This is a genomic window from Kocuria varians (genome assembly GCF_006539885.1).
Lineage (GTDB): Bacteria > Actinomycetota > Actinomycetes > Actinomycetales > Micrococcaceae > Kocuria > Kocuria varians.
On record NZ_BJNW01000019.1, the window covers coordinates 1 to 26,479 of the forward strand.

The window sequence follows — 26,479 nt, forward strand, 5'->3', positions numbered from 1 at the left end:
GGCAAACCCTCCCCGCACGACGACGCTCGGTGCCCTCCCAGGGGCACCGAGCGTCGTCGTCTGTCGTCGGGGGAGCGGGTCAGTCGTCCTTGTTGCGCAGCACCTGCCTCAGCTTCTCCTTGTTGAGACCGGCAATCGCGGTCAACGGGATCCCAGCGGGGCACACCTCCGCGCACTCGCCGTAGACCGAGCACGGACCGAACTCCTCCTCGGCCGCGCGCGTGATGCCTTTGGCCCGGTGGCCACGCTCCTTGGAGCTGGAGGGCAGCGTGGCCAGGTGCATCGTCTTGGACCCGGCGAACAGCTGCGCGGAACCGTTGGGGCACGCGGCAACGCACGCACCGCAGCCGATGCACGCTGCCAGGTCCAGGGCCCACTCCGCGGCCTCGTGCGAGACCGGGATGGCGTCCGCGTCCGGCGCCGTGCCCACGGAGGTGGAGACGAACCCGCCGGCCTCGATCACCCGGTCCAGTGCGCTGCGGTTCACCGCGAGGTCCTTGACCACGGGGAACGCTCCGCTGCGGAACGGTTCGAGCTGCACGGTCGCGCCGTCCTCGAAGGACCGCAGGTGCTGCCGACACGACGGCGTGTTCTTCTGGGGGCCGTGCGGAGTGCCGTCCACGGTCACGCCGCACGCCCCGCAGATGCCCTCGCGGCAGTCTGAGTCGAACGCGATCGGCTCCTCGCCCCGCGCCACGAGGTCGTCGTTGAGCTTATCGAGCGCCTCGAGCAGTGAGAACTCAGGCCCGACGTCCTCCAGCGGGTACTCCTCGAAACGGCCCTCCTCGGCACCGGATTCCTGTCGCCAGACTTTCAGCGTGAGCTTCATGAGGATGCTCCAATCATCGGTAGTCGCGGGTCTCGGGAGGAACGCTCGGGAACTGCAGGTGCTCCTGGTGGCGGACGTAGCGCGGCCCGGCCGCGGCGTCGTCGTCACCGGAAGCCGCGCGTTCCCACGCGGAGGCGAAGAGCCAGTGCGCGTCGTCGCGCTGCGCCTCCCCGCCCTCGGTCTGGTGCTCCTCCCGGAAGTGGGCGCCGCAGGACTCGTCGCGGTCCAGGGCGTCGAGGCACATGAGCTCGGCCATGTCCAGGTAGTCGGCCACGCGGCCGGCGCGTTCGAGCTCCTGGTTGAAGCCGTCCGGGCGCCCCTGCACGCGCAGGTCCGTCCAGAACTCCTCGCGCAGCGCTCGGATGCCCTCCAAGCCCTCGGCGAGGCCCTGCGCGGAGCGGGTGACGCCGCACGTTGCGTAGAGCAGGTCGCCCAGGCGCCGGTGGAACCGCTCGGGTCCCTGGGTGCCGTGGATGTCGAGCAGTGCCTGCACGCCCGCTTCGGCCTCGGCAACCGCGGCGCGCACGACGTCGTCGTCGGCCGCGAGCTTGGGCTTGCCCAGCAGGGGAGCGAGGTAGTTCGGCACGGAGTAGGGCAGCGTGAACCAGCCGTCCACGCACGCGGAGAGCAGCGAGTTGGCGCCCAGGCGGTTGGCCCCGTGGTAGCCCCAGCCGGCCTCTCCGCCCACGAACAGGCCGGGGATCGACGTCATCATGTCGTAGTCGCTCCACAGCCCGCCCATGGCGAAGTGCGCGCCCGGCGCGATCCGCATGGGCTCCTGGTAGGGGTCCTCGCCGGTCGCGTCCGAGTACATCTCGAAGAGGTTGCCGTAGCGCTCGGCAATCACCTTCTTTCCGAGCCGCTCGATCGCGTCCCGGAAGTCCAGGTACACGGAGTTCTTCAGGGGCCCGACGCCGCGGCCCGCGTCGATCTCGGTCCGCGCCGCCCGGCTGGCGACGTCGCGCGGCGTGAGGTTGCCGAAGGCCGGGTAGCGGCGCTCCAGGTAGTAGTCGCGCTCGTCCTCGGGGATGTCGTTGGGCGGGCGCGTGTCCCCGGGCTTCACCGGGACCCAGATCCGGCCGTCGTTGCGCAGGGACTCGCTCATCAGCGTGGTCTTCGACTGCCACTCGCTCGACACCGGCAGCGCCGTGGGGTGGAACTGGATGAAGCACGGGTTGGCGAACAGCGCGCCGCGGCGGTGCGCCCGGAACGCGGCGGTCACGTTGGAGTTCTTGGCCAGCGTGGAGCGGTAGTAGACGTTGCCGTACCCGCCCGTGGCCAGCACCACGGCGTCCCCGGTCACGGCGGAGATCTCGCCGGTCACCAGGTCACGGACGACGACGCCCTGGGCGCGGCCGTCCGCCACGATCAGGTCCAGCATCTCCGTGCGCGTGTGCAGGTTCACCTGACCGGTGGAGACCTGGCGCAGCAGCGCCTGGGCCGCCGCGATCTGCAGCTGCTGCCCGGTCTGCCCGCGCGTGTAGTAGGTGCGGGAGACCTGCACGCCGCCGAAGGAGCGGGTGGCCAGCTGACCGCCGTACTCGCGGGCGAAGGGCGCGCCGATCGCGTTCATGTGGTCGATCACGCGGACGCTCTCCTCCGCGAGCCGCCAGGCGTCCGCCTCGCGACCGCGGAAGTCGCCGCCCTTGACGGTGTCCTTCACGAACCGGGCGACCGAGTCGTTGTCGACCTTCCGGGCGCGGGCCGCGTTGATGCCGCCCTGGGCCGCGACCGAGTGGGCGCGCCGTGGGGCGTCGTGGAACGTGAACGACTCCACGTTGTAGCCCAGCTCGCCCAGTGCGGCGGCCGCCCCGGCACCGGCCAGGCCGGTGCCCACGACGATCACCGTGAACTTGCGCCGGTTCAGCGGGGAGACCAGGCGGTAGTGCAGCCGCCGGTCCGCCCAGATCTCGGATGCCGGAACCTGGGAGTCCAGGGAGGGCAGGTCCGAGCCGATGCTGCGCAGCCCGTCCAGCAGGGCCTGCGGGGAGGTGGATGTGGACGCCTTCATCACTGAATCACTCCCAGGAGAACCATGACGGGGATGGAGATGTTGCCGAGGCAGATGGCGACGGCGACCAGCCCGGCCACCCACGCCGCCACCTGACGCAGCCGCTTGCCGGTGGCGCCGAGGTCGTTGGCGGCCGTCCAGGTGCCGTGGGCCACGTGCACGGTGAGCACGAGCATCGTGAGCATGTAGAACGCCGCCACGAGGGGACGCTGGAAGCTCGCGACCAGGTTGGCGTACGCTGAGCCGGCCTCAAAGGAACCTGCCGCCACCGGCTGGACGCCCAGCGTGAGGTCCAGGATGTGGAAGACCACGAAGAGCAGCAGCACCACGCCGGTACCCAGCATGTAGCGGGCCATCAGGGCGTCCGGTCGGCGCAGGCCCTGGCGCGGGAACGCGCCACGCGCACGGCGGGCTCGCGACCACAGCAGCACCCCGCACCCGATGTGCAGCACCAGGCTCAGCAGCAGCACCACGCGCAGTATCCACAGCATGCCCTCATAGGGCAGAAGGGGCATCAGGATCTCGCGCAACCAGTGCGCGTAGTGGTCGAACTCTTCCTGACCGCGGTAGATGTGCAGGTTTCCGTACATGTGCACGAACACGAAACCCACGAAGACCAGCCCGGTGAGGGCCATCGTGGTTTTTGCCGCGAAATTCGAGACGGGAAGTCTTTTTCGGCGCGGGACAGGTGTCTGTCGCTGTCGTTGGGCGGTGGCTGTCATGGTTGTCCCTCGTCAGTGCGTGAACCGGGTGGGTGAACCCGTCCTGGACACACCCCACGTTACTCCTGTGGCGGGATGAAAACGGGCGCGGCGGGGTTTTTCCGGGGCTTTCTCCAGTATTTCTGACTGGTTCAGAAAAAGCCTCAGCCGGTGCTTACTGCAGCGTAAACAATTGCCCGGGAAACATGTGCGGTGCGATCCCCCCACTGGGCCTGAACCTGCTGGTCCAGAGGGGCTGGGGGCCGCCCCGCGCACCAGCGGGCCCGGTCCGAAGTGTCGTTGACCCCTAAAGGTGCATCTCATAGGCTGAACATGTCTCGCGTCACCCATTCAGGAGAGCCTCAGCAGCCATGGTGCACGAACCGTCCGACCGCGCCACCGTCCGTTCCGCCACGGGGGAGTCGATCCTCGTGGAGCTGGTGGGCCGCAGCGAGCCCCAGCACGGCCACCCCTCCGCCACCACGGTCCTGGACGAGGACGGCGTGCGGGTCGTGGCCTTCGAGTTCGGCGCCGGTGATGCCCTGAAGGAGCACGCGGCCCCGCACCCCGCCCTGGTGCAGGTGGTCCGTGGCCGCGTGAACTTCACGCTCCCGGACGGCGTCGTGGACCTCGCGCCCGGCCGCGTCCTGCACCTCACCGCGGGTCTGCGCCACGCTGTGGACGCCGTGGAGCCCACCACGCTCACGGTCACGCTGCTGCCGCTCCGGCACTGACCGGCGTCGTCGCTGGCGGCGGAGCACTCCGGAGCGGTCGCGGAGCTTCGTCCGGGTGGGTGGGCGCCGGTCGGGAGCGTACCGACGGGGTTCCGGCGACGACGCCGTGTGGTCCCGGGCACGGGGCCGAGCGGGGGCCGTCACGGGCCAGGAAAATCCGCCGTGACAAGACAAGAAATCGCCAGAAATTTCGGGTGTCACCCGTGTTCCAACGCCCCGGGAGGACTAGCGTTGACACTATGATCAAGGACTCGAAACTCACCGTCGTCGGAGCCGGAGCCGTGGGATCGAGCGTGGCGTATGCCTCGCTGATTCGGGGGTCCGTGCGCCACATCGCCCTCTACGACATCGCCTCCGCGAAGGCCGAGGCGGAGGCACTGGACCTCGCCCACGGCTCGCAGTTCGCGGCCCACACGGACATCGTGGGCGGCGGGTCGGACATCGCCCTGACCGAGAACTCGGACGTGGTGGTCATCACCGCGGGCGCCAAGCAGAAGCCCGGGCAGACCCGCCTGGAACTGGCCGGGACCAACGCCAAGATCATGTCCCAGCTGGTGCCGCCGCTGCTGGAGGCCTCCCCGAACGCGATCTTCGTGGTGGTCACCAACCCGTGCGACCCGCTGACCACGCTGTCCCAGAAGGAGACCGGTCTGCCCGCGGAGCGGATCTTCGCCTCCGGCACCGTGCTGGACACCTCCCGCCTGCGCTGGCTGATCGCCCAGAAGGCCGGCGTGGCCACCTCCAGCGTGCACGCGCACATCGTGGGGGAGCACGGCGACTCCGAGTTCGCCCTGTGGTCCACCGCCACGATCGGCACCGTGCCCATCCTCGAGTGGACCCGTGACGGCCAGCCCGTGTTCACCCGCGAGGACCTGGACCAGATCCTGGCGGAGGTGCGCGGCGCGGCCTACAAGGTGATCGAGGGCAAGGGCGCCACCAACGACGCCATCGGCCTGTCCAGCGCGCGCATCGTCGAGGCCATCACCGGGGACCAGCACGCCGTGCTCAACGTGGCGCCCGTGCTCTCGGACTTCCGCGGCATCGACGGCATTGCCATGTCCGTGCCCAGCATCGTCAGCGCCGAGGGTGCCCGTCCCATCCGGGAGACCCCGTTCTCCGAGGACGAGCTCTCCCGCCTGACCGCGTCCGCGGAGACCCTGCGCGGCGTCGTCGACAGCCTGTCCTGAGTCCACCTCACCCCGCCACCCGGAGACCCACATGTGGACCCAAACCCTTGACACCCTGGGCAGCCTGCCCCTGACCGCCCTCGTGGCCGCCGTGCCGATCATCGTGTTCCTCGTGTGCATGATGCTGTTCAAGCTCACCGGACTGAAATCCGGTGTGATCGCCCTGGTGGTCCAGGTGCTGGTGGCGCTGCTGGTGTTCCACATGCCGGTCCCCGCGGTGGCGGGGGCGGGGCTGCTCGGCCTGCTGACCGCGCTGTGGCCCATCGCCTACATCATCATCATGGCGGTGTGGCTCTACCGGCTCAGCGTGCGCTCGGGGCGTTTCGAAGTGATCCGCTCGTCGATCGCCAGCGTCTCCGCGGACCAGCGCATCCAGGTGCTGCTGATCGGTTTCGCGTTCGGCGCGTTCCTGGAGGGCGTGGCCGGGTTCGGCGTGCCCATCGCGATCTGCGCGGCGCTGCTCGTGCAGCTGGGGTTCCCGCCGCTGCGGGCCGCGGTGCTGTGCCTCGTGGCGAACGTCGCCGCCGGTGCCTACGGTGCCATTGGCGTGCCCGTGCTCGTGGGCGCCCAGGTCACCAGCATGGACGTCCAGGACCTCTCCCGCGCGCTCGTGCTGCTGCTGCAGCCGCTCACGTTCCTCGTGCCGTTCCTGCTGGTCTGGATGGTCGACGGCGTGCGCGGCCTGCGCGAGACCTGGCTGCCGGCGCTCGTGTCCGGTGCCGTGTTCTGCGTGGCCCAGGGCGGGCTGCTCTGGTTCATGGGCCCGGAGCTCGCGGACCTCGCGGCCGGCCTGCTCGCCATGGTCTCCCTGTTCGCGCTGTGCCACGTGTGGAGCCCGCGCCACGTCTCCCGTGCCCCGGAGGCGCCGGAGACGGCGGAGGCGAGCCACCCCGCGGGCGAGGTGATCCGCGCCTGGAGCCCGTTCTACATCCTGACCTTCGTGATCCTGCTGTGGTCCGTGCCCGCCGTGCAGAACATCTTCACCAAGGGCGCGCTGGGCTTCACCACGTTCAAGGTGCCCATGCCCGGGCTCACCGGACAGGTGACCACCGCCGCCGGCAACGTGGTCAACGCCACCTGGAACTTCTCCATCCTGGGTGCCACGGGCACGGCCATCCTGATCTCCGTGCTCATCACGTTCTTCACCACCCCGCAGCTGCACGCCAAGGAGCTCTTCGAGGAGCTCTCCGGCGCGGTCAAGGCGCTGGGCCCGGCCATCGTGCTGATCGCCGTGATCCTGGTGCTCGCGAACATCGCCAACTACTCGGGCGGCTCCACCGCCATGGGCACGGCGCTTGCGGCCGCCGGACCGATCTTCCCGCTGATCGCCCCGGTGATCGGCTGGATCGGGGTGTTCCTGACCGGCTCCGTGGTCAACAACAACACGCTGTTCGCGCCGCTGCAGGTGGCCACCGCGGAGGGTATCGGCGCGAGCCCCGCCCTGCTCGTGGGCACCAACACCGCGGGCGGTACCACCGCCAAGGTCATCTCCCCGCAGTCCATCGCCATCGCGGCCGGTGCCGTGGGGCTCAACGGTCGCGAGGCGGAGATCATGCGTGGCTCGCTCTTCTACAGCCTGGGCATGCTCGCGGTGATCTGCGTGTGGACCTTTGCCCTGACGTTCATGTACGTGTGATTCCCCTGGAATTGCCGACGGCGTGTGCGCGGCTCGGTGCCGCGCCGCCCGTAGGAATTCCCGTGCAGGAATTCACATGGAACAACTCAGGCGTGAAACGTCTGTGACGTTGAAGAATCGACGGCGATATTCAGCACGGCATCAGTACACGCTGTGAAAAGCAGGATGACCGCCGTGGAAAACGCCGTGATGCCCAATTTCTGCACGAGGGGCCCGGGTCAACAGACCCGGGCCCCCCGTCATTTTGCGCGAAGGCCGGGCGCCCGTCGTCCCGGAGTCTGTTCCCACGGGGCACTCCCCGGGCGATACTGGGATCCCGTACCGGTCCACCCGAGGAGCTCCCATGAAGCCGTTGCTCGCCACCTACATCTCCCTGCCCGGAACCGCCGCCGAGGCCATGCAGCACTGGCAGGACGTGTTCGGCGGAGAGTTGTCCATCACCCGCTACGGAGACCTGGGCTTGGAGGGCATCCCCTTCGACCCCGATCCCCAGGCGGTGGCCCACTCCACCCTGGTGCTGCCGGGCGGCACCATTGCGGCGGGAGATGCCATGGGCGACGGCGAGTACCCCCTCACGGGCACCGCCTACTCCCTGCTCTACACGGCCGGGTCTGCGGATGAGGCCCGCACGGCCATCGGCAAGCTCGAGGCGGGCGGCGGTCAGATGAACATGCCCTTCGCCGTCGCGCCGTGGGGCGATTGGTACGGGCAGGTCCTGGACCGCTTCGGAGTGATGTGGGCGTTCACGGCGCCCGCCGGTTCGTGACGGCCCGCAGCACCTGGGCCACATTGCCGAAGCCGTGGCCGGGAACGGGCTAGTCGCGGGCGAACGGTTCGGTGAGCCAGTCCACCAGAGCCGGCCAGGCGGCGTCGTCGGCGGCGCGGCGGAACAGACCGTGGTGGCCGATCCGCGCAACCCCCAGCTGCTCGGGGGTGAAGGTGCGGTGCTCCACCGGTGCCGCCGTGAGGCGGGAGGTCAGCGCGAGCATCTGCTCGGGGCTCGCCCAGGGGTCGTCCGAGGCGCCCAGTGCCAGGACGCGCTGCGTGACCGAGGCCGCGCGGGCGGTGGCGTCCATCGAGGGTCGTCGAAGAAGTAGCCGGGCCGCCGCGCCCAGGACCCCCACTCGACCATCGCGCCGGTAGGCATGTCCTCGCCGATGCCGAGCTTGCGCCCTGGCAGGTAGCCCAGGGCCCTGCTGGTGGTGGGCCCCGCGACGTGCAGCATCGCGGCCACCCGCATCCGCTCCGGCACGGGCTTGATGCGTGCGGTGAAGGCCAGGTGGGAGGAGACCACGGCGAACCTGTCCAGGCCCTCGAGCCCGTGGCCGAGCACCATGGCGTGCCCGCCCACACTGTGCCCCACGGCGCTGACCGGCGGGTCGGGGAAGTGGGCGCGGGTCCACGCGGCGACCGCGGGAACGTCCCCGGCCATCCAGTCGCGCATGCGGATCCGGCGGTGCTCCCGCGGATCGCCGGACCTGCCCGTGCCACGGTAGTCGTACGTGACCAGGGCCAGACCGCGGCCCGTCACGTACTCGGCGAAGGCCGCGTAGAAGCGCTCCGGGGTCGCCGTGGCCGGGTGCAGGACGACGACGCCGCTCGGCCCGCCCTCCGGCAGCCACAGGGTTCCTGCCACGGAACCGGCCACGGTGGCCTCGGAGGCCGGCACGGGAATGACGAGGTCCTCGCGGCGCGGGGTGCTCGCGGGTGAAGGCTGAGTGTTCTGCACGGACCCACTGTAGAGGCCCGGTGGTGATCCGGGGCACAGGAGGGCGACCGGCTCAGGGGAGGGCGACGACGTCAGGCGCCGAGCCTGCGCGTGGCATCGCCTCGTTCAGGGGAGCGGGACGACGTCGAGCGCTGCGCCCGCGCGTTCGAGTGCCGCGATCTCGGCGGGGGCCGCCCCGGAGTCCGTGACGATCTCGTCCGTGCCGTCCGCCGGGACCACCCTGGCGCGCGCGGTGCGCCCGAGCTTGCCGCTGTCCGCGGCGAGGACCGTGCGCGCGGAGGCGGCGAGGCCCGCCTTCTTGACCGCGGCGTCGTCGAGGTCGTAGGCGGTCAGTCCGTCCGCTGCGCTGAGACCGCAGCACCCCAGGACGAAGGTGTCGAAGCGCAGCGCGCCGATGGATGCGAGCGCGAGCGGTCCCACGAGTGCCCCCTCGGTGGCACGGCACTGCCCGCCCGGGAGCCACAGCTGGGCCCGGCCCGGCGGGTCGCTGAGCACGCGGACGGCCTGCAGGGACAGCGGCATGACGGTGACCTCGCGGTCCTTCAGCAGGCGGGCGACCTCCACGCAGGTGGTGCCGCTGTCCAGGAGCACGGTCTCGCCGTCCGCGATCCGCCCGGCCACGGCCGCCGCGATGGCGCGCTTGGCGTCCTCCGCCTCGGAGGAGCGCAGGGAGAACGGGGGTTCCTCACCGCGCAGCAGCAGGGAGCGGGCGCCGCCGCGGTCGCGCTCGAGCACGCCCTGCGCGGCGAGGGCGTCCAGGTCCCGGCGGATGGTCATCTCGGAGGAGCCCGTGAGGCGCGCGAGGTCCTGCACGGACACGCGGCCGGAGTCGCGCACGGTCTCGGTGATCACCCGGTGTCGTTCTGTGCTGCTCATGGGAGCATTCAACCGCACAGATTGCAAACACGCAATGTGATCGAAACAGCACTAACAAACATAAATAATGCTCGATACGCTCGGAGCATGACTTCAACGCTCCGGGCCGCCCGCTGGGCCACCCTCGTCTACTTCATCCTCTGCGGCACCCTCGTGGGCACGTGGCTCGTGCGCATCCCCGTGATCGAGGAGCGCGCCGGGATCGGGCACTCCACGCTCGGCACGCTGCTCGTGCTGCTCGGCGTGGGTGCGTTCCTCGGCATGCAGGTGGCCGGGCGGCTGAGCGACCGGCTGGGCGTCCACCGCGTGGTCCCGGTCTCCGCGGTCCTCGCGAGCCTCACCGTCGTGCTGCCCGGTCTCGCGGGCAACCTCTGGACGCTCGCCGCCGCCCTCGTGGTCTTCGGCTTCTGCCACGGCTGCCTGGACGCGAGCATGAACGCTCACGCCGTGCATGTGGAGGAGGGCTACGGGCGCCCCGTGATGTCCTCGTTCCACGCCATGTTCTCGATCGGCGGCGTGATCGCGGCACTCGCCGGTGCCGCGCTGGCCTTCGTGGGCCCGGCGGCCGGCATGGGCGTGGTGGGCGTCGTGAGCGCCGTCGTCGCGGTCGTGTCCGCCCGCTGGCTGCTGCGCGTGGACCTCGCCCCGCTGCCACGGCACAGCACGCCGACGACGCCGCGGCCACCGCCGCGCGCCGCGGCACCTCCCGGCGCGTCTGGATCCTCGCCGCCCTGGCCATGCTCGTGATGCTGACCGAGGGTGCGGCCAACGACTGGTCCGCCCTGCACCTGCGGGACGTCCTCGGCACCTCCGCGGGCACCGCGGCCGTGGCGTTCGGCAGCTTCTCCGCGACCATGACCGTGGGACGCCTCGTGGCGGACCGGGTCGTGCAGCGCTTCGGGTCCGAGGCCGTGCTGCGCCACGGCGCCGCGCTCGCCGCCGTGGGTGCGCTCGCGGCGTCCTTCACCCCGTGGGTGTGGCTCGCGGTCGTGGGCTGGGGCGTGCTCGGTCTGGGGCTCTCCGGCTGTGTGCCGCAGCTGTTCAGCGCGGCCGGTCGGGTGGATCCCGCGATGGCGGGGACGAACGTGTCCCGGGTCGCGGGTCTCGGATACCTGGGCATGCTGGCCGGCCCAGCGGTGATCGGGTGGCTGACCCACGTGGTCCCGCTCAACCAAGCGTTCGTGCTGCTCGTGGTGCTGACGCTGATCGCCTCGGCCTCCGCGGGGGTGCTGTGCACCCGGTCCACCGCGGGCACCGGATCCACCGCGGACACGGGTACGCTCGATCCGGCCGAGCACGCGGACACCACGAGCACCCCGGAGGTCGCCCATGTCTGACACCCTCACGCCCGAGGAGTTCCTCGCGGCCTGCACCGTGGGCCCCGCGGTGCTGGAGCTGCGGCCGGACTACCGCGCCGAGCTGCTGGTGGTCGAGGGGCTCGACGCGCACGCGGCGTCGTCGTGCGCGGACGAACTGATCGCGCGGGCCGAGGCCTGTGCGCGCGAACTGCTCGCGGAGACGCCCGTGGACCAGCTGCCGCACATCGCCGCGTGGCGCGAGGCGTACCGCGCGTTCGGCGCCAAGCCGCAGCGCACCCGCAACAGCCTGGAGGCGCTGACCCGCCGCGCGGAGGGCGGGCTGCCCCGCGTGAACGCCCTGACCGACCTCTACAACGCGATCTCCGTGCTGCACCAGATCCCGCTGGGCGGGGAGGACCTGGACCGCTACGACGGCGCGGCGCACCTCGTGCGTGCGACGGGCGACGAGGCGTTCGATACGGTCTCCGGCGGCGAGGACGTCGTGGAGCACCCGGACGCCGGGGAGGTCGTGTGGCGCGACGACGCCGGGGTCACGTGCCGCCGCTGGAACTGGCGGCAGGGCCGTCGCACCGCGCTCTCGGACGGCGCCACCCGCGCGCTGTTCATCATGGGCGCGCTCGGTCCCGTGTCCGACGACGCTCTGGAAGCGGCTGGTGACGAGCTCGCCTCCTCGTTGGCCTCCCTGGGGGACGGCATCACCGTGACGCGGCGGACGCTCGGCGCCGCCTGAGACCCTACGCGGCGTCGTCGTCGGCCGTGGCCCCGAGGTAGAAGCGGGCGGCGTTGTTCCAGAACACGTCCGCGACCTGGTCCTCGGACAGTGCGACCTGCACCACGCGGAGGTCCTCGTCCCGGAAGGGCCGGCGCGCCCTGGTGGAGGGCAGGTCCGTGCCCACCATGAGCGCCGTGGGATCCGTAGCGACGATCGCGCGGATCGTGTCCGCGGGGTCCAGCTCCACGCGGCCGAAGCCCGTGGCCTTGACCTTCACCCCCTGCTCGACGAGCCGCAGCAGGGCGGGCAGGCCGTCCTCGTGCATGCCCAGGTGGTCGATGCTCGCGGCCGGGAGGGATGCGATCCGGCGGGAGAGTGCTGAGTCGATGGTGCGGGCGTCGATGTAGAACTCCGCGTGCCAACCGGCGAGGTCGTGGACGCGCCGGGCAAGCCGGTCGAGGTCGTCCAGGTCCGCCGAGCCGCCGCGGGCCACGTTGAAGCGCACCGCCCGCACGCCCGCCCCGTGCAGCTCCAGGATCCGCTCGTCGGGGGTGTCACCGGGGATCTGGGTGACGCCCACGAAGCCCGGCCCGAGGGCGGCGAGCGCGTCCACCAGGTAGCCCTGGTCGAAGGCCTGGAAGGACCCGGAGACCACCGCACCCCCGGCGATGCAGAGCCCCTCGGTCCGGCGCCGGTAGTCCGCCACGGTGAACGGCTCCGGCAGGAACCCGTTGTTCGCCACGAGCGGGTGGACGGGGTCCACGATGTGCAGGTGGGTGTCGAACAGGCGCTGGGCCATGGGGTACTCCTTCGGGGGCGGGGCTGGCTGGACGGGGCGGCTCTCGGGTTGGGCTGGCGCTGGCGCGGCGCCGGGCGGGGTCCGCGGGGCCCGTCGTGCGGGTCGGGCCGGTGCTGTGCGGTGGGGTGCTGTGGGGTGCGTCGGTGCTAGTCGATCACGGATCGCGGTGCGGCGGGAAACATGCGTCGCGCCGTCGCCGGGGCCAGCGCCAGGACGACGCCGCGCACCAGCGCCCCGGCCACGGCCAGGCCGCCGGCGAGGAGGAGGCCCGCCACGGCGTCGTGCTCGCCCAGCGCCCCACCCGTGAGGAACCCGCCGACGAGGCAGCACGTGACGATCCAGCGGTAGGCCGCCCAGGCCCTGCCCTGCTCCTCCGGTGCCACGCCGGTGAGGAGGGTGCGCGAGGCGGCCGCGTTGAAGACGCCGTTCGCGGCACCGCCCAGCAGGAACAGGGGCGCGCCGAGTCCGAACCCGGGCAGTCCCAGGGCCAGGACGAGGAAGACCGCGCCCATGCCGCCGGCGCCCGTCACGAGCATCGCGGGGGCCGCCCAGCGCGTCACCCGCCCGGCCGCCTGCCCGCCGAGCACGACCCCGAGCCCCCACAGGCCCCAGGCCGCACCGACCCACGCGGGGTCCCACGCGGCGTCGTGCGTGAGCACGAAGACCCCGGACACACCCTCGATGGACGTCGCGAAAACTGTGCACGCCAGCAGGGCCACCCCCGCCACTCCGAAAGCGGCCGGACGCAGTAGACGGCGCAGGCCGAGCAGCACGCCCCCGCCGGGGGAGGCGTCCAGCGGCAGGGGAGCGCGGCCGGTCACGAACACCGCGACCACGGCCAGCAGGGCGAACGTCGCGGCGTTGACGCACAGCAGCGGCGCAATTCCACCGACCCCGAACGCGATCCCGCCGAGCGCCGCACCGCACGCCTGCGAGAGCCCGTTGACCGTGGCCAGGTGCCCGCTGATCCTCCGGTGGTCGTGGCTGCGCAGCGCGATGAGCTTGCTCGCCACGGGCGCGGTGAGCGCGGAGACGGCACTCACGGCGGCCACGCACACCACGATCACGGTGTCCTCGCGTGTCACCGCCATGACCAGGAAGAGCGCGGCCTGCACGCCCAGGGACACCGGCCACCACCACCAGCGCAGCGCCCGGTCCACGAGCACCCCGCCGAAGAGGCCCAGCCCGATCGCGGGCACGGTCTGGGCCAGCAGGATCGCCGCGAGCAGGTGCGGGGCGCCGGACTCCGCGGCGCGCAGGGAGAAGGCGATCGCGGCGACGTCGTCACCGCACGCGGAGATCAGCAGCCCCGCCAGCAGGACCACGAGGGACGCGTCCCGGCGCGGTTGCGGCGGTGTCACGCGCGGTTGCTGAGGTGGAGGGGCAGCCACAGGGCCTCCCACGCGGGCGTCTCCTGCCGCTCCGACGCCGAGCGCTCGGGCAGCTCCTCCGGCAGCCAGTAAACCCCGGCGTCCCGCCGCAGGTAGCCGTACTCCACGAGCTCGCGCCGCCAGAACGCCTGGTCCTCCACGACGGTCAGCAGGATCCGGTTGATCTCCGGCTCCGAGTAGGTGCGTCCCGCCGGGATCAGCGAGATCAGGTGCAGCAGCACGAACACACGAGCACGCCGACGGGCGGGGGTGTCCACCAGACAACCGTCGCGTAGGAACCGGGCGAGCATCCTGCGGTATTCGTCGTGGGCACGCTGCCACTCGTCGGGGTCCACGCCGGTGGGGACGGGCGGCGCGGTGGGGACGGCCCGCTCGGGAGCGGCCGGTGGTGCGCTGCGACGCGTGGCCTCGGCCTCCGACGGGCCGCCCTCTCGCAGGAGGTCCGCGCGGGCGGAGGTGTAGTTCTGACCGGTCGCGCGCATGCGGGCGCGTACCAGGGTCTTGAAGTCGTTGTCTCGTGTCATCTCGTACCAGGACCGGGCGAACCACCCCCAGCATGATCGCGCGGTCGGACGAGGAACCACGGTGGACGACGGCCCGAGAATGCTCTTCCCTTCGCCGCTGCGCAGGAGCTGGGGTCCGTGCGCGGGCTGGGCGCTGGGCACGCCGACTGCACGAGAGTATGCCACATCACGTTCGGCGCAGGCACCCGTGGCTACACTCGGAACCCCCAGCGGTGGGCGCGCCGGGCTGCTCCCACCCACCCCCACGCACAGGAAGCACGAGGCCGCCGATGGTGGACACACTCGCAGTCACGGACTACCTCGCGCGAGTCGTGCGACGGGGTCGGCTGGACGAGGTGGAGTTCAAGGACTCCCCGTACGTGGCGGCCACCGAGGGGGAGGTGCGTGGCGGCTCGCTGACCCGTGAGCACGCCGACGCACTCTTCTCCGCGCACGACGCCGCCGCGGGGCGCCGCGGGCGGGGCGCGGCACCGTCGTCCTCCGCCACCACGGCGACGGCATGGGCATCGGCGGCGTCGGCGGCGCCAGCGACGGCGAATGCAGTGGCTGAGACACGACCGGAACGCTCAGAGGCTGGCGCTGCAGCCAGCCCGACAGACGGTTCTACCGGGGGTGCCTCGGACGATGCAGGTTCCTGGGACGACGACGGGCCCCCGCTCTCCGTGGTGATCGCCCCGATCTCCCTGGAGCTGCGCGATGGCGGGCACACCGGGCTGCTCCTGCTGGAGGCGCAGCTCTTCCGGGACGGCCGTCTGGTCCCCATCCTGGAGACCGCGAGCTCACCGTGGATCCCCTCGGAGCGGCTCTCGTCCCCGATGGTCGGTGACCGTGAGGTCATGGTGGGGGAGCTCTCGCAGTTCTGGGCGTACTCGCGGCGGGAGCTGGGCGCGGAGATCTCGCGGGCGGCGTCGATGGCGGACGCGCTCGACCTCGCGCGCGGTCTCTTCGAGGACGTCGCAGGGGAGAGCGTCGAGGAGTTCGCGGCGCACCAGCCCGGGACCTCGCGGGTGGAGCACGAGCTGTGCTTCGTGCGGGAGCTGGACCGGGTCAACGCCGTGGGCGGGCTCCTGGACGTCTACGACCACGTGGCCACGCACGGTGCGCCCCCGCTGCTGGACCGGCTGTGCCAGGGCTGGCGGGGAGCGCGCATCTCCGAGCGGGCGATCCACGAGGGTGACGGTCTGGCCGAGACCATGACCCTGTCCTGCGGGTCGATGAGCGACGGCTTCCCCCTGACCCCCTCCCAGCGCCGGGCCGTGCACGCGTTCCTGAGCGGCACGGACGGGGACGTCACCGCCGTGAGCGGTCCGCCGGGGACGGGCAAGACGACGATGCTGCAAGCCGTCGTCGCCAACATGCTCACCCGCCGCGCGCTCGACGGCGAGGACGCGCCCGTGATCGTGGGGACCTCCACGAACAACCAGGCCGTCACCAACATCATCTCCTCGTTCAGCTCCGTGACGAAGAACGAACCGGGCACCCTGGACCTGCGGTGGCTGCCGGGCGTCGAGAACGGCCGCGCGGCCCCGGACACCCCGCTGCGCTCCCTGGCCGTCTACTGCCCGGCCTCCTCCCGGCTCGCGGAGGCCCGCGCACGCTACCTGGTGGAGCAGACGAACAAGAGCGGCACGTACACGGACTTCAGCGACCCGGGCTACCTGGAGGACGCGAAGACGGCGTTCGTCATGCGCGCCAGTGCGTACTTCGGCCACGCCCACGACATCGCCGGGATCCAGGGCTGGATCTCGGACGCGCTCGCCGAGGTCGACGCTCTGCGCACGGCCCTGATCGAGGAGATGTCCCGGCACGGGGCGTCGTCGCGGTATGCGGCACTGTGCGCCCGGGCGGAGGCGTCCCCGCACCTCGCGGAGGTGGCCGGGGTCGCGGCGCTCGCCGCGTGCACGGACCTCCCCGAGCTCGACGCCGCCCTGGACACCACCCTGCGCTACGCCGAGTTCTGGCTCGCCGTGCACTACTACGAGTCCCGGTGGCTGCTCACGGAGGACTTCGTGGCCCCCGAGGACCGGTTCAAGAACACGGCCCGGGTGATGAGCACCTACTGGCCGCAGGCCGCCGCCCTGACCCCGTGCTTCGTGATGACCGCCTACCAGGTGCCCCGCTACTTCTCGCTCTGGACGAAGAACGGGGAGCCCGCGGCATTCGACACCGGGCGGATCGATCTCCTGATCGTGGACGAGGCCGGTCAGGTGGACACACCCATCGGGCTGCCGGCGTTCGCCCTGGCCTCGCGAGCACTCGTGGTGGGGGACGAGAAGCAGCTCGCACCGGTATGGTCGATCGACGAGGAGACCGACCGCGAGGTCGCCGCCGGCGCGGGCATCTCCGCGGCCGAGTGGACCGAGGACCTGAAGGTGCGCGGACTCACCTGCTCGCCCCACTCGAGCCTGATGCGCGCCGCGTCCCACGCCTCCCTGTGGTGCTACGACGACGGCGCCCCCGGCCTCTTCCTCTCCGAGCACTTCCGCTGCCACCCGGACATCATCGGCTACTGCAACGACCTGCTCTACCACGGGCTGCTGGAGCCGAAGCGCCCGGCGTCCGCGTCACGGATCGAGGGGCCGGCGTTCCTGTTCACAGAGGTGCCGGGCTCGCACGACGTCACCCACGGGTCCAGCCGCCAGAACCAGGCGGAGGCGGAGTTCGTCGCCCGGTGGCTCGTGACCACCTACGGGCACCTCCGGGACCTCTACATCACCCGGGAGCCGGACCCGGAGAAGGCCCCGGCGGAGGATGAGCTGATCGCCGTGGTGACGCCGTTCAGCGCGCAGGCCCGGCTGATCACCCGGGAACTGCGCCGCGCGGCGTCGTCGTCCGAGGCTCCTGCCGACCTCCCCGCGCGGTTCGCGGAGAAGATCACGGTGGGCACCGCTCACCGGCTGCAGGGCGCGGAACGGCCCGTGGTGCTCTTCTCGGCGGTCTACGGGCAGAACAGCGGGCGGGCCGGGTTCATCGACGCGAACCCCGAACTGATGAACGTGGCCGTGTCCCGCGCGAAGGACCTTTTCATCGTGTGCGCCGCGGCGAACCGCTGGGACAACGGACCCGTGTTCGAGGCGATGACGCCGGTGGCGCACCGTTCGGACGCCCGGTTCGGCGCGGCTGAGGAACCGTCCTCCCAAACGTCGGACGTGCCGGATGCGCTGCTCGCGGGTACCGCTGGAGCTCTCGACGCCGCACAGGTTCCGGACGCCGCGCCCGCGCCGGAGAGCCAGTCGTCTCCCGGGGCCGACGTTCCGCCGGGCGCCGGGGCCGTCCCGGACCCCGGTGCCACCCCGGGAACGGACTCGGGCGACGTCGGGCCGGGAACGACAGCCCCCGACGTCGTCGCCGGTCCCGCGCTCGGCGCAGGGGCCGATGACGGGCCGCCCTCGACCCCGCTGACCCTCACGGCCCTGCTCGCGCAGTGGCGGGAGCACGGCATGCTCACCGAGCACGACGCCGCCCTGGCCACGAGCGCGTGGAACCTGCGGCTCGCGGAGGCCGGCGTGCTGGAGGGCGAGACGGGGGCGTGGGAGCCTACCGCGCTCGCCGGACGGCTGGGCGTGTTGACGGAGCAGCGGCGCGGTGCCAAGGGGCAGGAGTACACCGCGATCATGTACACCCCGCGGATGCGGATGCTGCTGGAGGAGCTGTACCGCGAGGGTCTGCTCTGATCCGGCAGACGCGTACCTCAGCGGCGGCACTTACCCCAGTCGCGGGGCGGCGGCGATGAGCTCCTTCGTGAACGGGTGCTGCGGGTGCGAAAGGACGTCCTCAGTAGCGCCGGACTCGACCACGAGACCGTCGAGCAGCACGATGAGGTCGTCCGAGGAGTGCCGCGCGACGCCCAGGTCGTGCGAGACGAGCACGATCCCGAGCCCGCGTTCCGCCTGCAGCTCGTCGAGCAGGTCCAGCACCTGGGCCTGGACGGAGGCGTCCAGGGCGGAGACGGGTTCGTCCGCCAGGAGCACCGCGGGTTCCACGGCCAGGGCGCGGGCGATCGCCACGCGCTGGCGCTGACCCCCGGACAGTGTCCTGGGGCGGGCTTCGGCCACCGCGGGGTCCAGGTGCACGGAGCGCAGCAGCTCCCGGATTCGCTCGGGGTCGCGACGACCCAGCGCATCCGTGAGCAGCCGCCCCACGTCCCACCGCGGTTCGAACGAGCCCAGGGGGTCCTGCACGATCATGGCGAGCTTGCGGCGTCGGGTGCGGCGGTGCCGTTCCGGCAGCGCGGACCACGCCTCGCCGTCCAGCAGCACCTCTCCGGACTCGACCGGCAGCAGCCCGGCCAGCGCGCGCAGCAGCGTGGACTTGCCCGATCCGGACTCGCCCACGAGACCGACGGTGCGGCCCGCCCTCAGCGTCAGGTCCGCCCCGCGCACGGCGGGCTCGGCGGCGCCCCGGTACCGCACGACGACGTCGCGGGCCTCCAGGAGCACCCGGCCGGCGTGGACCGTCCCCGGGCCCGGGGACGTGACGTGCACAGGCGGCTCGCCCGGTGCGAGACCCTCGGAGGTTGGATCCCCGAGCCTCGGGGCGGTGCCCGGAACGGAGCCCTGCGCGGCACCCGGGGAGGAGCCCCCGCCGGAGTGCGGGGCCGCGAGGGGCGGTGTGCCCGGGGCTGCGGGGGAAGCATCCCGCTCGGTGCGGGAAGCGACGGCCTCGGTGCCACGCACGGCGACCGCCCCGCCACGGCTCGTGCGCACGGTACCGGAGGCGGCGGCGTCGGGGTGCAGTGCCTGTCCACGCGGACGTTGCCAGGGCACCGAGGCCACCAACCGACGGCCCTCGGCCGAGGACGGGGAGGCCATGACCTCGCGGAACGGGCCGGACTCGACCGCGCGCCCGGCGTCGAGGATCAGCACGTCGTCCGCGACCCGGCGCGCCGCTCCGAGGTCGTGGGTGATGAACAGCAACGAGCCGCCGGCCTCCACCCGCGCTCGCAACAGGTCCAGCACCACGGCCTGGCGGGTGGTGTCCAGCGCGGTGGTGGGCTCGTCCGCGACCACCACGTCCGGGTCCGCGGCCAGCGCTGCGGCGATCAGGGCGCGCTGGCGCATGCCGCCGGAGAGCTCGTCGGGGCGTCGTCGGGCCGCCGCTGGATCCAGTCCCACGGACTCGAACAGCGCGGGGAGGTCCAGGTCCACGCCCGCGAGACGGGCTGCGTCGGCGACCTCCGCGCCCACGGTGCGCAGGGGGTCGAGCGAGCCCAGGGCGTCCTGCAGGACGGTGCCGACGGCGCGGCCGCGGATCCGGCGCCACGCGCGGTCCGCGCGGCGTCCCCGCTCGGGGAGCCCGACGACGTCGTGCCCCGCGACCCGCAGCTCGTCCGCCGTCACGGTGCCGCCGGTCAGGCCGACGAGCGCCCGGGCGCTGACGGACTTGCCGGAGCCGGACTCGCCCACGAGGGCGACGGCTCGGCCGCGCGGCAGCACGAGGTCCAGCCCGCGCACGACCTCCACGTCCCCGAAGCGCACGCGCAGGTTCCGGGCCACGACCACAGGGTCTTGGGGTGTGGGGTCAGCCATCGGAAGCCCTCCGTCCGGCTAGACGGGCGGACGTGCGGCGCCCGAGCAGCGTGGCGACCACGCCCACCGCCACGGTGGCCAGTCCCGGGAAGACCGTCATCCACCAGGCGTTCGTGATGTAGGTGCGGCCGGCGTTGAGCATCGCGCCCCACTCCGGCTCCGGGGGTGGCGCCCCGAGGCCCAGGTAGCCGAGCGCGGAGGCCCACACGATGGCCTGACCGATGCCGAGGGTTGCCACCGCCAGCAGCGGGCCGAGCGCCCCGGGAAGCACGTGCTGCACGACGATTCGAGCGGGCGAGTGGCCGAGCATTCGCGCGGCCTCCACGTGGCCGGAGCGAGCGACGCGGCGCACCTCGGAGCGCAGCAGCCGCGCATAGCCGGGCGCGGAGGACAGCCCCACGGCGACGACGACGCCCGCCACCCCGGGGCCCCGCACAGCGATCACGAGCAGGGCGAGCAGCAGCGTGGGGAACGCGAGCATGGCGTCCACGAGCCGGGACCCGGCGGCGTCGACCCTCCGGCCACCCAGACCCGTGACGAGTCCCAGGACGGCGCCGAGACCCACACCGAGCACGGTCGCGGTCACGCCGATGAACAGGGAGGGGCCCGCGCCGTGCACCACGCGCGTGAAGACGTCCCGGCCGGACTCGTCCGTGCCGAACGGGTGACCCCAGCCGGGGGAGCGGAAGGCCCGGGACGGGTCCACGGCGAGCGGGTCACCGGGGGCCACGAGGTCCGGGAACAGTCCCGCGAGCACGAGCAGCGCGGCGCAGAGCAGCAGCGTCCACCGGCCGAGGCGCGCGGCGGCGGTGGCGCGCCCGTGGGAGGCGGGGCGGCGGCGTCGTCGTGCCGTGTGTTCCGGGGCGTGGAGGGAGGGAGCGGCGCTCACGCGGCACCCCTCCTGTCCACGGCGGTGCTCAGGGCGTCCGCGAGCATGGTGACCACCACGTAGCCGAGGGCAGCGAAGAGTGTCACGCCCAGCACGAGGGGCACGTCCCGCGAGGTCACCGCGGCGACCAGCGAGCGGCCGAGACCCGGGCGGGCGAAGACCGTCTCGATCACCACCGCCCCCGAGACCAGGTAGCCGAAGGACCACCCGGAGAGGTTGATGCCGGGGACCAGTCCGTGGCGCAGGGCGTGGCGCACGCGCAGACCCCACTGGCTCTCGCCGCGGGTGCGGGCGGCCAGGGCGAACGGGGAGGCCATGGCCTCGAGCATGCCCTCGCGCATGGTCTGGGAGAGGTACCCGGCCAGGGGTATCGCGAGTGAGAGGACGGGCAGCACAAGCCCCGCCGCCGAGCCGTTGGACACCGGCGGGAACCAGCCCAGGCGGGAGGAGAACACGATCACGAGCACAGACGCGAGCCAGAACCCCGGCAGCACCGAGGCCACGAGCTCCACGCCGGAGGCCACGCGCGCGGCGGCCCGGGACATGCCCGTCGCGATCATGGCCGTGACCAGCGCCAGCACCCACGCGGCGAGCAGGCCCAGCACCGCTAGGGTGAGGGTGGGGCCGATCAGCGGGCCCATCACCGCGGTGACGGGGGCGCGGTGCGAGTAGCTCGTGCCCAGGTCACCGGTCAGCACCCGCCCCAGGTACGCGACGTACTGGACGGGCAGCGGACGGTCCAGGCCGTACTGCTCGCGCGCGGCCTCCAGGGCCTCGACGCTAGCCTGTGATCCCGGTCCACCCAGCGCCGCCTCCGCGGGGTCGCCCGGCAGTAGCTGCAGCACGGCGAAGGCGACCGTGGCCACGAGCCACAGCGCCACCAGCGCGCCACCCAGGCGGACCAGGGCGGCGCGCCAGAGGGGACGACGGCGGGTCACCGCGGCCACTTCAGCGCACCGGCTTCTGCGCGGGCGTTGCCGGTCGCGGCATCACCGGGCCGGCAGCGGTCCCACGTCCAGGAACGTGGGGGTGTTGACGGTCGGCAGGGCGCGCAGACCCTTGACACCCGTGGAGTGCAGGAAGTGGTTCTGCTGGTCGTAGAGCGGCAGGATCACCTGGGCGTCCGCGATGATCTGCTGCGCCTGCTCGTAGAGCTTGCTCCGCTCGTCCGCGTTCGTGGAGGCCTGGGTCTTGTCGAGGACGTCGTCGAGCTTCTTGTCGTCGATCTGCGCGTGGTTGGCGAAGTAGCCGGACGGCGCGGGCTTGATGGAGTCCGAATGGTAGAGGATCCGCAGCACGTCCGGGCCCACCTTGGTGTAGGGGGCGTCCACGAGCTCGTACTCGTCCTTGCCGAGCGCGGCGTACCAGGACTGCAGGTCCACGGGTTCGAGCTTCACGTCGAAGCCGGCCTCCTTGGCGCCGGCCTGGATCTGCTCGAAGAGCGACTGCTCCGCCGGGATGGACTGGTTGGTGCTCACGGGGAAGCGCGCGGTGAGCTTCTTGCCGTCCTTCTGCCGGATGCCGTCCGAGCCCTTGGTCCAGCCGGCCTCGTCCAGCAGGCGGTTCGCCTCCGCGAGGTCGTGCGGGTAGGAGTTCGGCATCTCGCGCCCCAGGGGTTCCGTGGAGCCCAGGGCGGAGGTCGAGCGCTGGGCGGTGCCCATGAACAGGGAGCTGATGCCGTCGTCCACGTTCGCGGCGCGGATGAACGCCTCGCGCACCTTCTTGTCGTTGAACGGGGCGTGGCCCGAGTTCAGCTCGATCCGGTTGGAGGAGCCGGGGCGCGGTGCATTGAGGTCCTCCAGTCCGGAGTCCTTCCCGGCGGCCACGATGTTATTGGGCTGGGCGTTGTCGATCACGTCCACCTCACCGGAGGACAGCGCGTTGTAGCGGGTGGTGGCGTCCGGGATGAAGCGCCACACGATCTCCTGCAGCTTGGCGGGGCCGTCCTGGTTCGCGGCGTCCGCGGGGGCGGAGGAGTAGTTCTCGTTGCGCTTGAGCACCACGCGGTCCTGCTTGGTCCAGGAGTCGACGACGAACGGGCCGGTCCCCACGGGCGAGGCACAGTTCTCCGCCTGGGTGCGCTTCAGCGCGGTGGGGGACTCGATCGCGTTCCACGGCTGCGCGAAGGACTCCAGCAGGGCGGAGTCCGGCTGCTTCAGGTGCACCACGGCCACGTGGTCGTCCGCGCCGCGGGTGACGTCCTTGATCTGCTGGAACGCCAGGTAGCCGGTGGAGGAGGCGGTGTCCGGGTTGAGCAGGTGGTCCACGTTGGCCTTGACGGCCTCCCACGTGAGCGGGGTCCCGTCCGTGAACTTCACACCGTCCTTGAGGTGGAACTCCCACGTGGAGCCGTCCTCGGAGACGTTCCAGGACTTGGCCAGCCAAGGGACGATCTTGCCGTCCTTGTCCCGGCTCACGAGCGACTCCGCGAAGTTGGTGCCGAGCAGCGCCTGGGGGTAGTTGCCGCCCACGTGGGGGTCCAGGCACTCCGGTTCGGCATCGCCGGTCGCGTAGTTCAGGGTGGTCCGCGTGTTCTCCGTGCCCGAGCCCTGACCGCCGGAGCAGCCGCTCAGCGAGAGCGCCGCCACCACCAGGGTGACGGGCAGGGCCAGCAGACGGGAGTGCCGGGTGCGCATGCTTCTCTTTTCCGTTGTCTCGGGAGGGTGCACGACACCGCGTGCCGAACCATTGTCCCGCCCGCCTCTGACACGCTCAAGGATTCCGGGTGTGTCCTTCGTCCGGCGACGACGCCGCGGGGTCAGAGATCGAGTTCGGAGAACCCGGTGCCCGCCATCCACAGACCAGCGAGCGATGCGACCCACAGCAGCGTGATCTTGGTCTGGCGCTCGAGCGTGGGAACGAGACGTTCGAGTCGGGGCCAAAGTCTCTCACCCAGCATTGCCGCAGCTGCGATCAGCACCAGTGCCGGCAGGATCATGACCAGGCAGTACCCGGCCAGCAGTGCGAGCCGCACGGGCCACCCGACGGGCATGGCGGTGATGATCCCGTTGGCGGCGAGGTAGGGGACCATGGTTGCCGCTTCCGTCAGGGCGGCGCCCGCACCGAGCGCGATCATGGTGCCGGGGCTCAGCCGTGTGGGTGCCTTGCGGCTCTCCTCCCGCTTGACGGGATCGGGCGCGAGGAGCCCGTAGCCGAACAGGGCCAGTCCCGCGACGAGCTTGAACCACTGGGCGGGCCGGCTCGACCAGACCTGCGAGGCCGTGTCGGAGAGCATGTCGAAGCCCAGGGCGATTCCCACGCCCAGCCCGTAGTAGATGACCACCACGGTGGCGAAGTAGATCGACAGGGGTCCGACGTCCACCCTGCGCCGCGCGATGACCAGCACGAGCGGGATGACGAGCGTTCCCAGACTCGTGCTGTCCAGGAGCGCGAGTCCGGCCAGTGCGAGAAGGTCGCCCATGTGCACCTCATGTCTCGTACGAATGTATGAACTGCCATGGACTATACACTCGTACGAGAGGGGAGGGGCACATGAAGGACGAACGGACGGTTCCCGCGAGGACCGCCACACAGGTGAAGATCGCCGACGCCGCGATCCGGGTGATCGCCCAGCGCGGATTCGACGTGGTCAGCGTCCGCAGCGTCGCCCAGCAGTCGGGACTCTCGGCCGGCACGGTGCAGTACCACTACAGGACGCGTCAGGACCTGCTGCTCGCGGCCCTCGAACGGTCCGTAGCACGGCAGGCAGAACGCATCAGGACGGTCGGGCGGGTGGAGAGCTACCGGGAGTCCATGGCACTCACGCTCCGTGAGCTGCTTCCCCTGGACGGGGTCCGGTACGAGGACGCCGCGGTCTGGGTGAGCTACGGCGCGGCGGCGGCCACGCGCGACTGGCTCGCGGGCCCGTACTGGTCAGGCATGCGGCTGTTCCACGACGGCGTGCGCGAGACGCTGGAGCGGGCACGCGCGGACGGCAGACTGCGCGAGGGCCTCACCCCGGAGACCGCGGCTCCCCTGGTCACAGCGCTGGTGAACGGTTTGACGCTTGACCACCTCAACGCCCCGGCGCGCGTGCGCGTCGAGGTCGAGGCCGCTCTGGACCGCGGGCTGCGGCTGATCCTGAGGGACTGAACCTCTGTGCCGCCCCGGCGCGCGGTGCGGCAGTGAGCGCCAGGAGAACGACGACGCCGCTGCGTTCCGCGGGCGGGGTCAGTCCCGCTCGTCGGACTGCTGGGCGCTGTGCGCGCCGGATTTCTCGGAACCCTCGCGGTGCTCGCGCTGCAGGTCCGAGAGCCGCTCGCCCAGCCGCGACTGCTCCTCCTCGGAGATCTCGATCCCGCGGGTCAGCTGCGCCTCCCGGGCGAGGTCCGGGGCCACGAAGTCCCCGAGCTGGCGGGCCCGCAGGTTGGACTCGTCCACGGCCTGGATGAGGGTGTTCGCGTGTCGGGGCGTCCAGCGGCGCTGGGGGTCCAGCCGGTAGAGCAGGAGCGCACGGATCCTGTCGCGGCGCAGTCCCTCCTCGCTGATGTCCGTGCGGGCGCTCATCAGCCAGGTGCCCAGCAGGATCGCCACGAACAGCACACCCAGCCAGCCGATCACCGGGAACACGTTGTTGACCAGGGACGTGAAGGGCAGGAAGCTCAGTCCGAAACCGACCAGGGTCACCACCGCGAAGATCAGACGACCGGCCGCGGGCCGCGGTGCGGCGAGGCGCCTGCCTAGGGAGTAGAACACGCCCAGCGCGGTGCTGAAGATCATGAGGTAGGTGCCCACGGACGCGATCACGCCCAGCACCGGGTTGATCTTGTCGATCAGCGCGAGGGTGGGCAGGTCGGCGTCGTACACGTCCTCGATCCGCAGCAGCAGGGCCACGACCATGAGCAGCAGCAGGCCGCTGAAGATCAGCCCGCCCAGGAACCCGCCCCAGCCGGCGGCGCGGGGGCTCCAGTTGGAGCCGCCGATGATGATCGCCATCGCGATCCCGCTGAACATGGACAGCCCCGTGTAGTTCACGGTGGCCAGGAACCAGTTGGGCAGGGCAGGGGTGCCGTGCTGCAGCGCGAACTGGTGGACGCCCTCGAGCGTGCCGTCGAACGTGAGCACCGCGTAGACCACGGCGGCGAGCAGCAGCGCGATCATCAGCGGGGTGATGCCGCCGATCAGGTTGCTCACCCTGTCCGTGTTGAGCATGCCCGCCCCGAGCACGAGCACCACCATGAGGGCGGAGCCCACCCACAGCGGCAGGCCGAACTGCTGGTGGAGGTTGGATCCCGCTCCGGCGAGCATCACGAACCCCACGCAGAACTGGGCCACGGACAGCCCGTAGTCCATGAACTTGGCCACGAGCATCGAGGTGATCGAGTGGAACACCTTGCCGTGGGACTGGGCCCGGAAGTAGCTGCCGTACTGCAGGATCGCCATGGCAGTGATCGGCATCACGAGCAGGTTCACGAGCGCCCCGGCCACACCCCACCAGCCGTAGGACACGTAGTACTGGAGCATCTCCTGCCCGGAGGCGAATCCTGCGCCCACGGTCACCCCGAAATACGCCAGTCCGATCATGATGATCCGCTTGACCACGTGTGCCTCGTCCTCTCGTGCGTCGTCACCCCGCAGGGCCGGTACCGCTGTCGAGAGTTTCACACCGCGGCAC

The 26,479-nt window shown here is 71.7% G+C and carries 24 protein-coding genes; 9 read left to right on the top strand and 15 right to left on the bottom strand.

Annotated elements, in window-relative coordinates; translation table 11 throughout:
* Nucleotides 1–79: 79 nt before the first annotated feature.
* Genes KVA01_RS10160 through KVA01_RS10170 form a run of 3 tightly spaced genes read right to left on the bottom strand, consistent with a single transcriptional unit; the run spans nt 80 to nt 3,562 of the window.
* Nucleotides 80–829, bottom strand: coding sequence for a succinate dehydrogenase/fumarate reductase iron-sulfur subunit (locus KVA01_RS10160; protein WP_141270094.1), 750 nt, complete (start codon nt 827–829; stop codon nt 80–82).
* A 13-nt stretch (nt 830–842) separates the two neighbouring features.
* Nucleotides 843–2,840, bottom strand: a complete 1,998-nt coding sequence (locus KVA01_RS10165) for a fumarate reductase/succinate dehydrogenase flavoprotein subunit (RefSeq protein ID WP_141270096.1) — start codon at nt 2,838–2,840, stop codon at nt 843–845.
* Complete coding sequence (locus KVA01_RS10170; RefSeq protein ID WP_141270098.1) at nt 2,840–3,562, bottom strand: succinate dehydrogenase cytochrome b subunit; 723 nt, start codon at nt 3,560–3,562, stop codon at nt 2,840–2,842. The genes KVA01_RS10165 and KVA01_RS10170 overlap by 1 nt, the downstream gene beginning before the upstream one ends.
* Nucleotides 3,563–3,912: 350 nt before the next feature.
* On the opposite strand from KVA01_RS10170, the gene KVA01_RS10175 reads away from it, so the two are divergent.
* The 4 genes from KVA01_RS10175 to KVA01_RS10190 all read left to right on the top strand — a co-directional run bounded on the left by KVA01_RS10175 (nt 3,913) and on the right by KVA01_RS10190 (nt 7,864).
* Entirely contained in the window at nt 3,913–4,275 is a 363-nt protein-coding gene (locus KVA01_RS10175; RefSeq protein ID WP_141270100.1) for a cupin domain-containing protein, read from the top strand.
* A 239-nt stretch (nt 4,276–4,514) separates the two neighbouring features.
* Complete coding sequence (locus tag KVA01_RS10180; protein WP_068471010.1) at nt 4,515–5,462, top strand: L-lactate dehydrogenase; 948 nt, start codon at nt 4,515–4,517, stop codon at nt 5,460–5,462.
* Between the two features lie 31 nt (nt 5,463–5,493).
* Nucleotides 5,494–7,098: an L-lactate permease gene (locus tag KVA01_RS10185; RefSeq protein ID WP_141270102.1), complete on the top strand. Its 1,605-nt coding sequence runs from the start codon at nt 5,494–5,496 to the stop codon at nt 7,096–7,098.
* A 343-nt stretch (nt 7,099–7,441) separates the two neighbouring features.
* Nucleotides 7,442–7,864, top strand: a complete 423-nt coding sequence (locus tag KVA01_RS10190; protein ID WP_068471014.1) for a VOC family protein — start codon at nt 7,442–7,444, stop codon at nt 7,862–7,864.
* A gap of 49 nt (nt 7,865–7,913) precedes the next feature.
* Here KVA01_RS10190 and KVA01_RS13010 read toward each other — a convergent pair whose 3' ends face one another.
* The 3 genes from KVA01_RS13010 to KVA01_RS10200 all read right to left on the bottom strand — a co-directional run bounded on the left by KVA01_RS13010 (nt 7,914) and on the right by KVA01_RS10200 (nt 9,703).
* Entirely contained in the window at nt 7,914–8,087 is a 174-nt protein-coding gene (locus KVA01_RS13010) for a hypothetical protein (RefSeq protein ID WP_233438844.1), read from the bottom strand.
* The gene (locus KVA01_RS10195) at nt 8,075–8,827 is read right to left on the bottom strand and encodes an alpha/beta hydrolase family protein (protein ID WP_233438845.1); all 753 of its coding nucleotides are present in this window, start codon (nt 8,825–8,827) and stop codon (nt 8,075–8,077) included. The genes KVA01_RS13010 and KVA01_RS10195 overlap by 13 nt, the downstream gene beginning before the upstream one ends.
* A gap of 105 nt (nt 8,828–8,932) precedes the next feature.
* Complete coding sequence (locus KVA01_RS10200; protein ID WP_141270104.1) at nt 8,933–9,703, bottom strand: DeoR/GlpR family DNA-binding transcription regulator; 771 nt, start codon at nt 9,701–9,703, stop codon at nt 8,933–8,935.
* A 36-nt stretch (nt 9,704–9,739) separates the two neighbouring features.
* On the opposite strand from KVA01_RS10200, the gene KVA01_RS12755 reads away from it, so the two are divergent.
* Genes KVA01_RS12755 through KVA01_RS10210 form a run of 3 tightly spaced genes read left to right on the top strand, consistent with a single transcriptional unit; the run spans nt 9,740 to nt 11,752 of the window.
* On the top strand, nt 9,740–10,450 hold the full coding sequence (locus KVA01_RS12755; RefSeq protein WP_267899945.1) for an MFS transporter: 711 nt from the start codon (nt 9,740–9,742) through the stop codon (nt 10,448–10,450).
* Complete coding sequence (locus KVA01_RS12760; protein WP_218023609.1) at nt 10,441–11,040, top strand: MFS transporter; 600 nt, start codon at nt 10,441–10,443, stop codon at nt 11,038–11,040. Before KVA01_RS12755 ends, KVA01_RS12760 begins: the two co-directional genes overlap by 10 nt.
* Entirely contained in the window at nt 11,033–11,752 is a 720-nt protein-coding gene (locus tag KVA01_RS10210) for a B3/B4 domain-containing protein (RefSeq protein WP_141270106.1), read from the top strand. Before KVA01_RS12760 ends, KVA01_RS10210 begins: the two co-directional genes overlap by 8 nt.
* Before the next feature lie 4 nt (nt 11,753–11,756).
* Here the strand turns inward: KVA01_RS10210 and KVA01_RS10215 are convergent, their stop codons facing one another.
* From KVA01_RS10215 to KVA01_RS10225, 3 genes are all read right to left on the bottom strand, one after another.
* Nucleotides 11,757–12,533, bottom strand: a complete 777-nt coding sequence (locus KVA01_RS10215) for an amidohydrolase family protein (protein ID WP_141270108.1) — start codon at nt 12,531–12,533, stop codon at nt 11,757–11,759.
* A gap of 146 nt (nt 12,534–12,679) precedes the next feature.
* The gene (locus KVA01_RS10220; RefSeq protein WP_141270110.1) at nt 12,680–13,894 is read right to left on the bottom strand and encodes an MFS transporter; all 1,215 of its coding nucleotides are present in this window, start codon (nt 13,892–13,894) and stop codon (nt 12,680–12,682) included.
* Nucleotides 13,891–14,448, bottom strand: a complete 558-nt coding sequence (locus KVA01_RS10225) for a DUF2087 domain-containing protein (protein WP_141270112.1) — start codon at nt 14,446–14,448, stop codon at nt 13,891–13,893. Before KVA01_RS10225 ends, KVA01_RS10220 begins: the two co-directional genes overlap by 4 nt.
* Nucleotides 14,449–14,720: 272 nt before the next feature.
* Between KVA01_RS10225 and KVA01_RS10230 the strand changes: the two genes are divergently transcribed.
* Nucleotides 14,721–18,122 carry an AAA domain-containing protein gene (locus KVA01_RS10230; protein WP_141270114.1) on the top strand — a complete coding sequence of 1,134 codons (3,402 nt, stop codon included), beginning with the start codon at nt 14,721–14,723 and terminating at the stop codon, nt 18,120–18,122.
* Nucleotides 18,123–18,152: 30 nt separating this feature from the next.
* On the opposite strand, the gene KVA01_RS10235 is transcribed toward KVA01_RS10230, so the two are convergent.
* From KVA01_RS10235 to KVA01_RS10255, 5 genes are all read right to left on the bottom strand, one after another.
* Complete coding sequence (locus tag KVA01_RS10235; RefSeq protein WP_141270116.1) at nt 18,153–19,976, bottom strand: ABC transporter ATP-binding protein; 1,824 nt, start codon at nt 19,974–19,976, stop codon at nt 18,153–18,155.
* On the bottom strand, nt 19,969–20,865 hold the full coding sequence (locus KVA01_RS10240; protein ID WP_068468834.1) for an ABC transporter permease: 897 nt from the start codon (nt 20,863–20,865) through the stop codon (nt 19,969–19,971). The genes KVA01_RS10235 and KVA01_RS10240 overlap by 8 nt, the downstream gene beginning before the upstream one ends.
* Nucleotides 20,862–21,812: an ABC transporter permease gene (locus tag KVA01_RS10245; RefSeq protein ID WP_141270118.1), complete on the bottom strand. Its 951-nt coding sequence runs from the start codon at nt 21,810–21,812 to the stop codon at nt 20,862–20,864. The genes KVA01_RS10240 and KVA01_RS10245 overlap by 4 nt, the downstream gene beginning before the upstream one ends.
* Nucleotides 21,813–21,854: 42 nt before the next feature.
* The gene (locus tag KVA01_RS10250) at nt 21,855–23,501 is read right to left on the bottom strand and encodes an ABC transporter substrate-binding protein (RefSeq protein WP_141270120.1); all 1,647 of its coding nucleotides are present in this window, start codon (nt 23,499–23,501) and stop codon (nt 21,855–21,857) included.
* Between the two features lie 122 nt (nt 23,502–23,623).
* Nucleotides 23,624–24,286, bottom strand: a complete 663-nt coding sequence (locus KVA01_RS10255) for a GAP family protein (protein WP_141270122.1) — start codon at nt 24,284–24,286, stop codon at nt 23,624–23,626.
* A gap of 71 nt (nt 24,287–24,357) precedes the next feature.
* Here KVA01_RS10255 and KVA01_RS10260 point away from each other — a divergent pair, with 71 nt between their 5' ends.
* Nucleotides 24,358–24,957, top strand: coding sequence for a TetR/AcrR family transcriptional regulator (locus KVA01_RS10260; RefSeq protein ID WP_068468837.1), 600 nt, complete (start codon nt 24,358–24,360; stop codon nt 24,955–24,957).
* Between the two features lie 78 nt (nt 24,958–25,035).
* Here KVA01_RS10260 and KVA01_RS10265 read toward each other — a convergent pair whose 3' ends face one another.
* Nucleotides 25,036–26,469, bottom strand: a complete 1,434-nt coding sequence (locus tag KVA01_RS10265) for a YkvI family membrane protein (protein WP_141270124.1) — start codon at nt 26,467–26,469, stop codon at nt 25,036–25,038.
* Between the last annotated feature and the right edge of the window lie 10 nt (nt 26,470–26,479).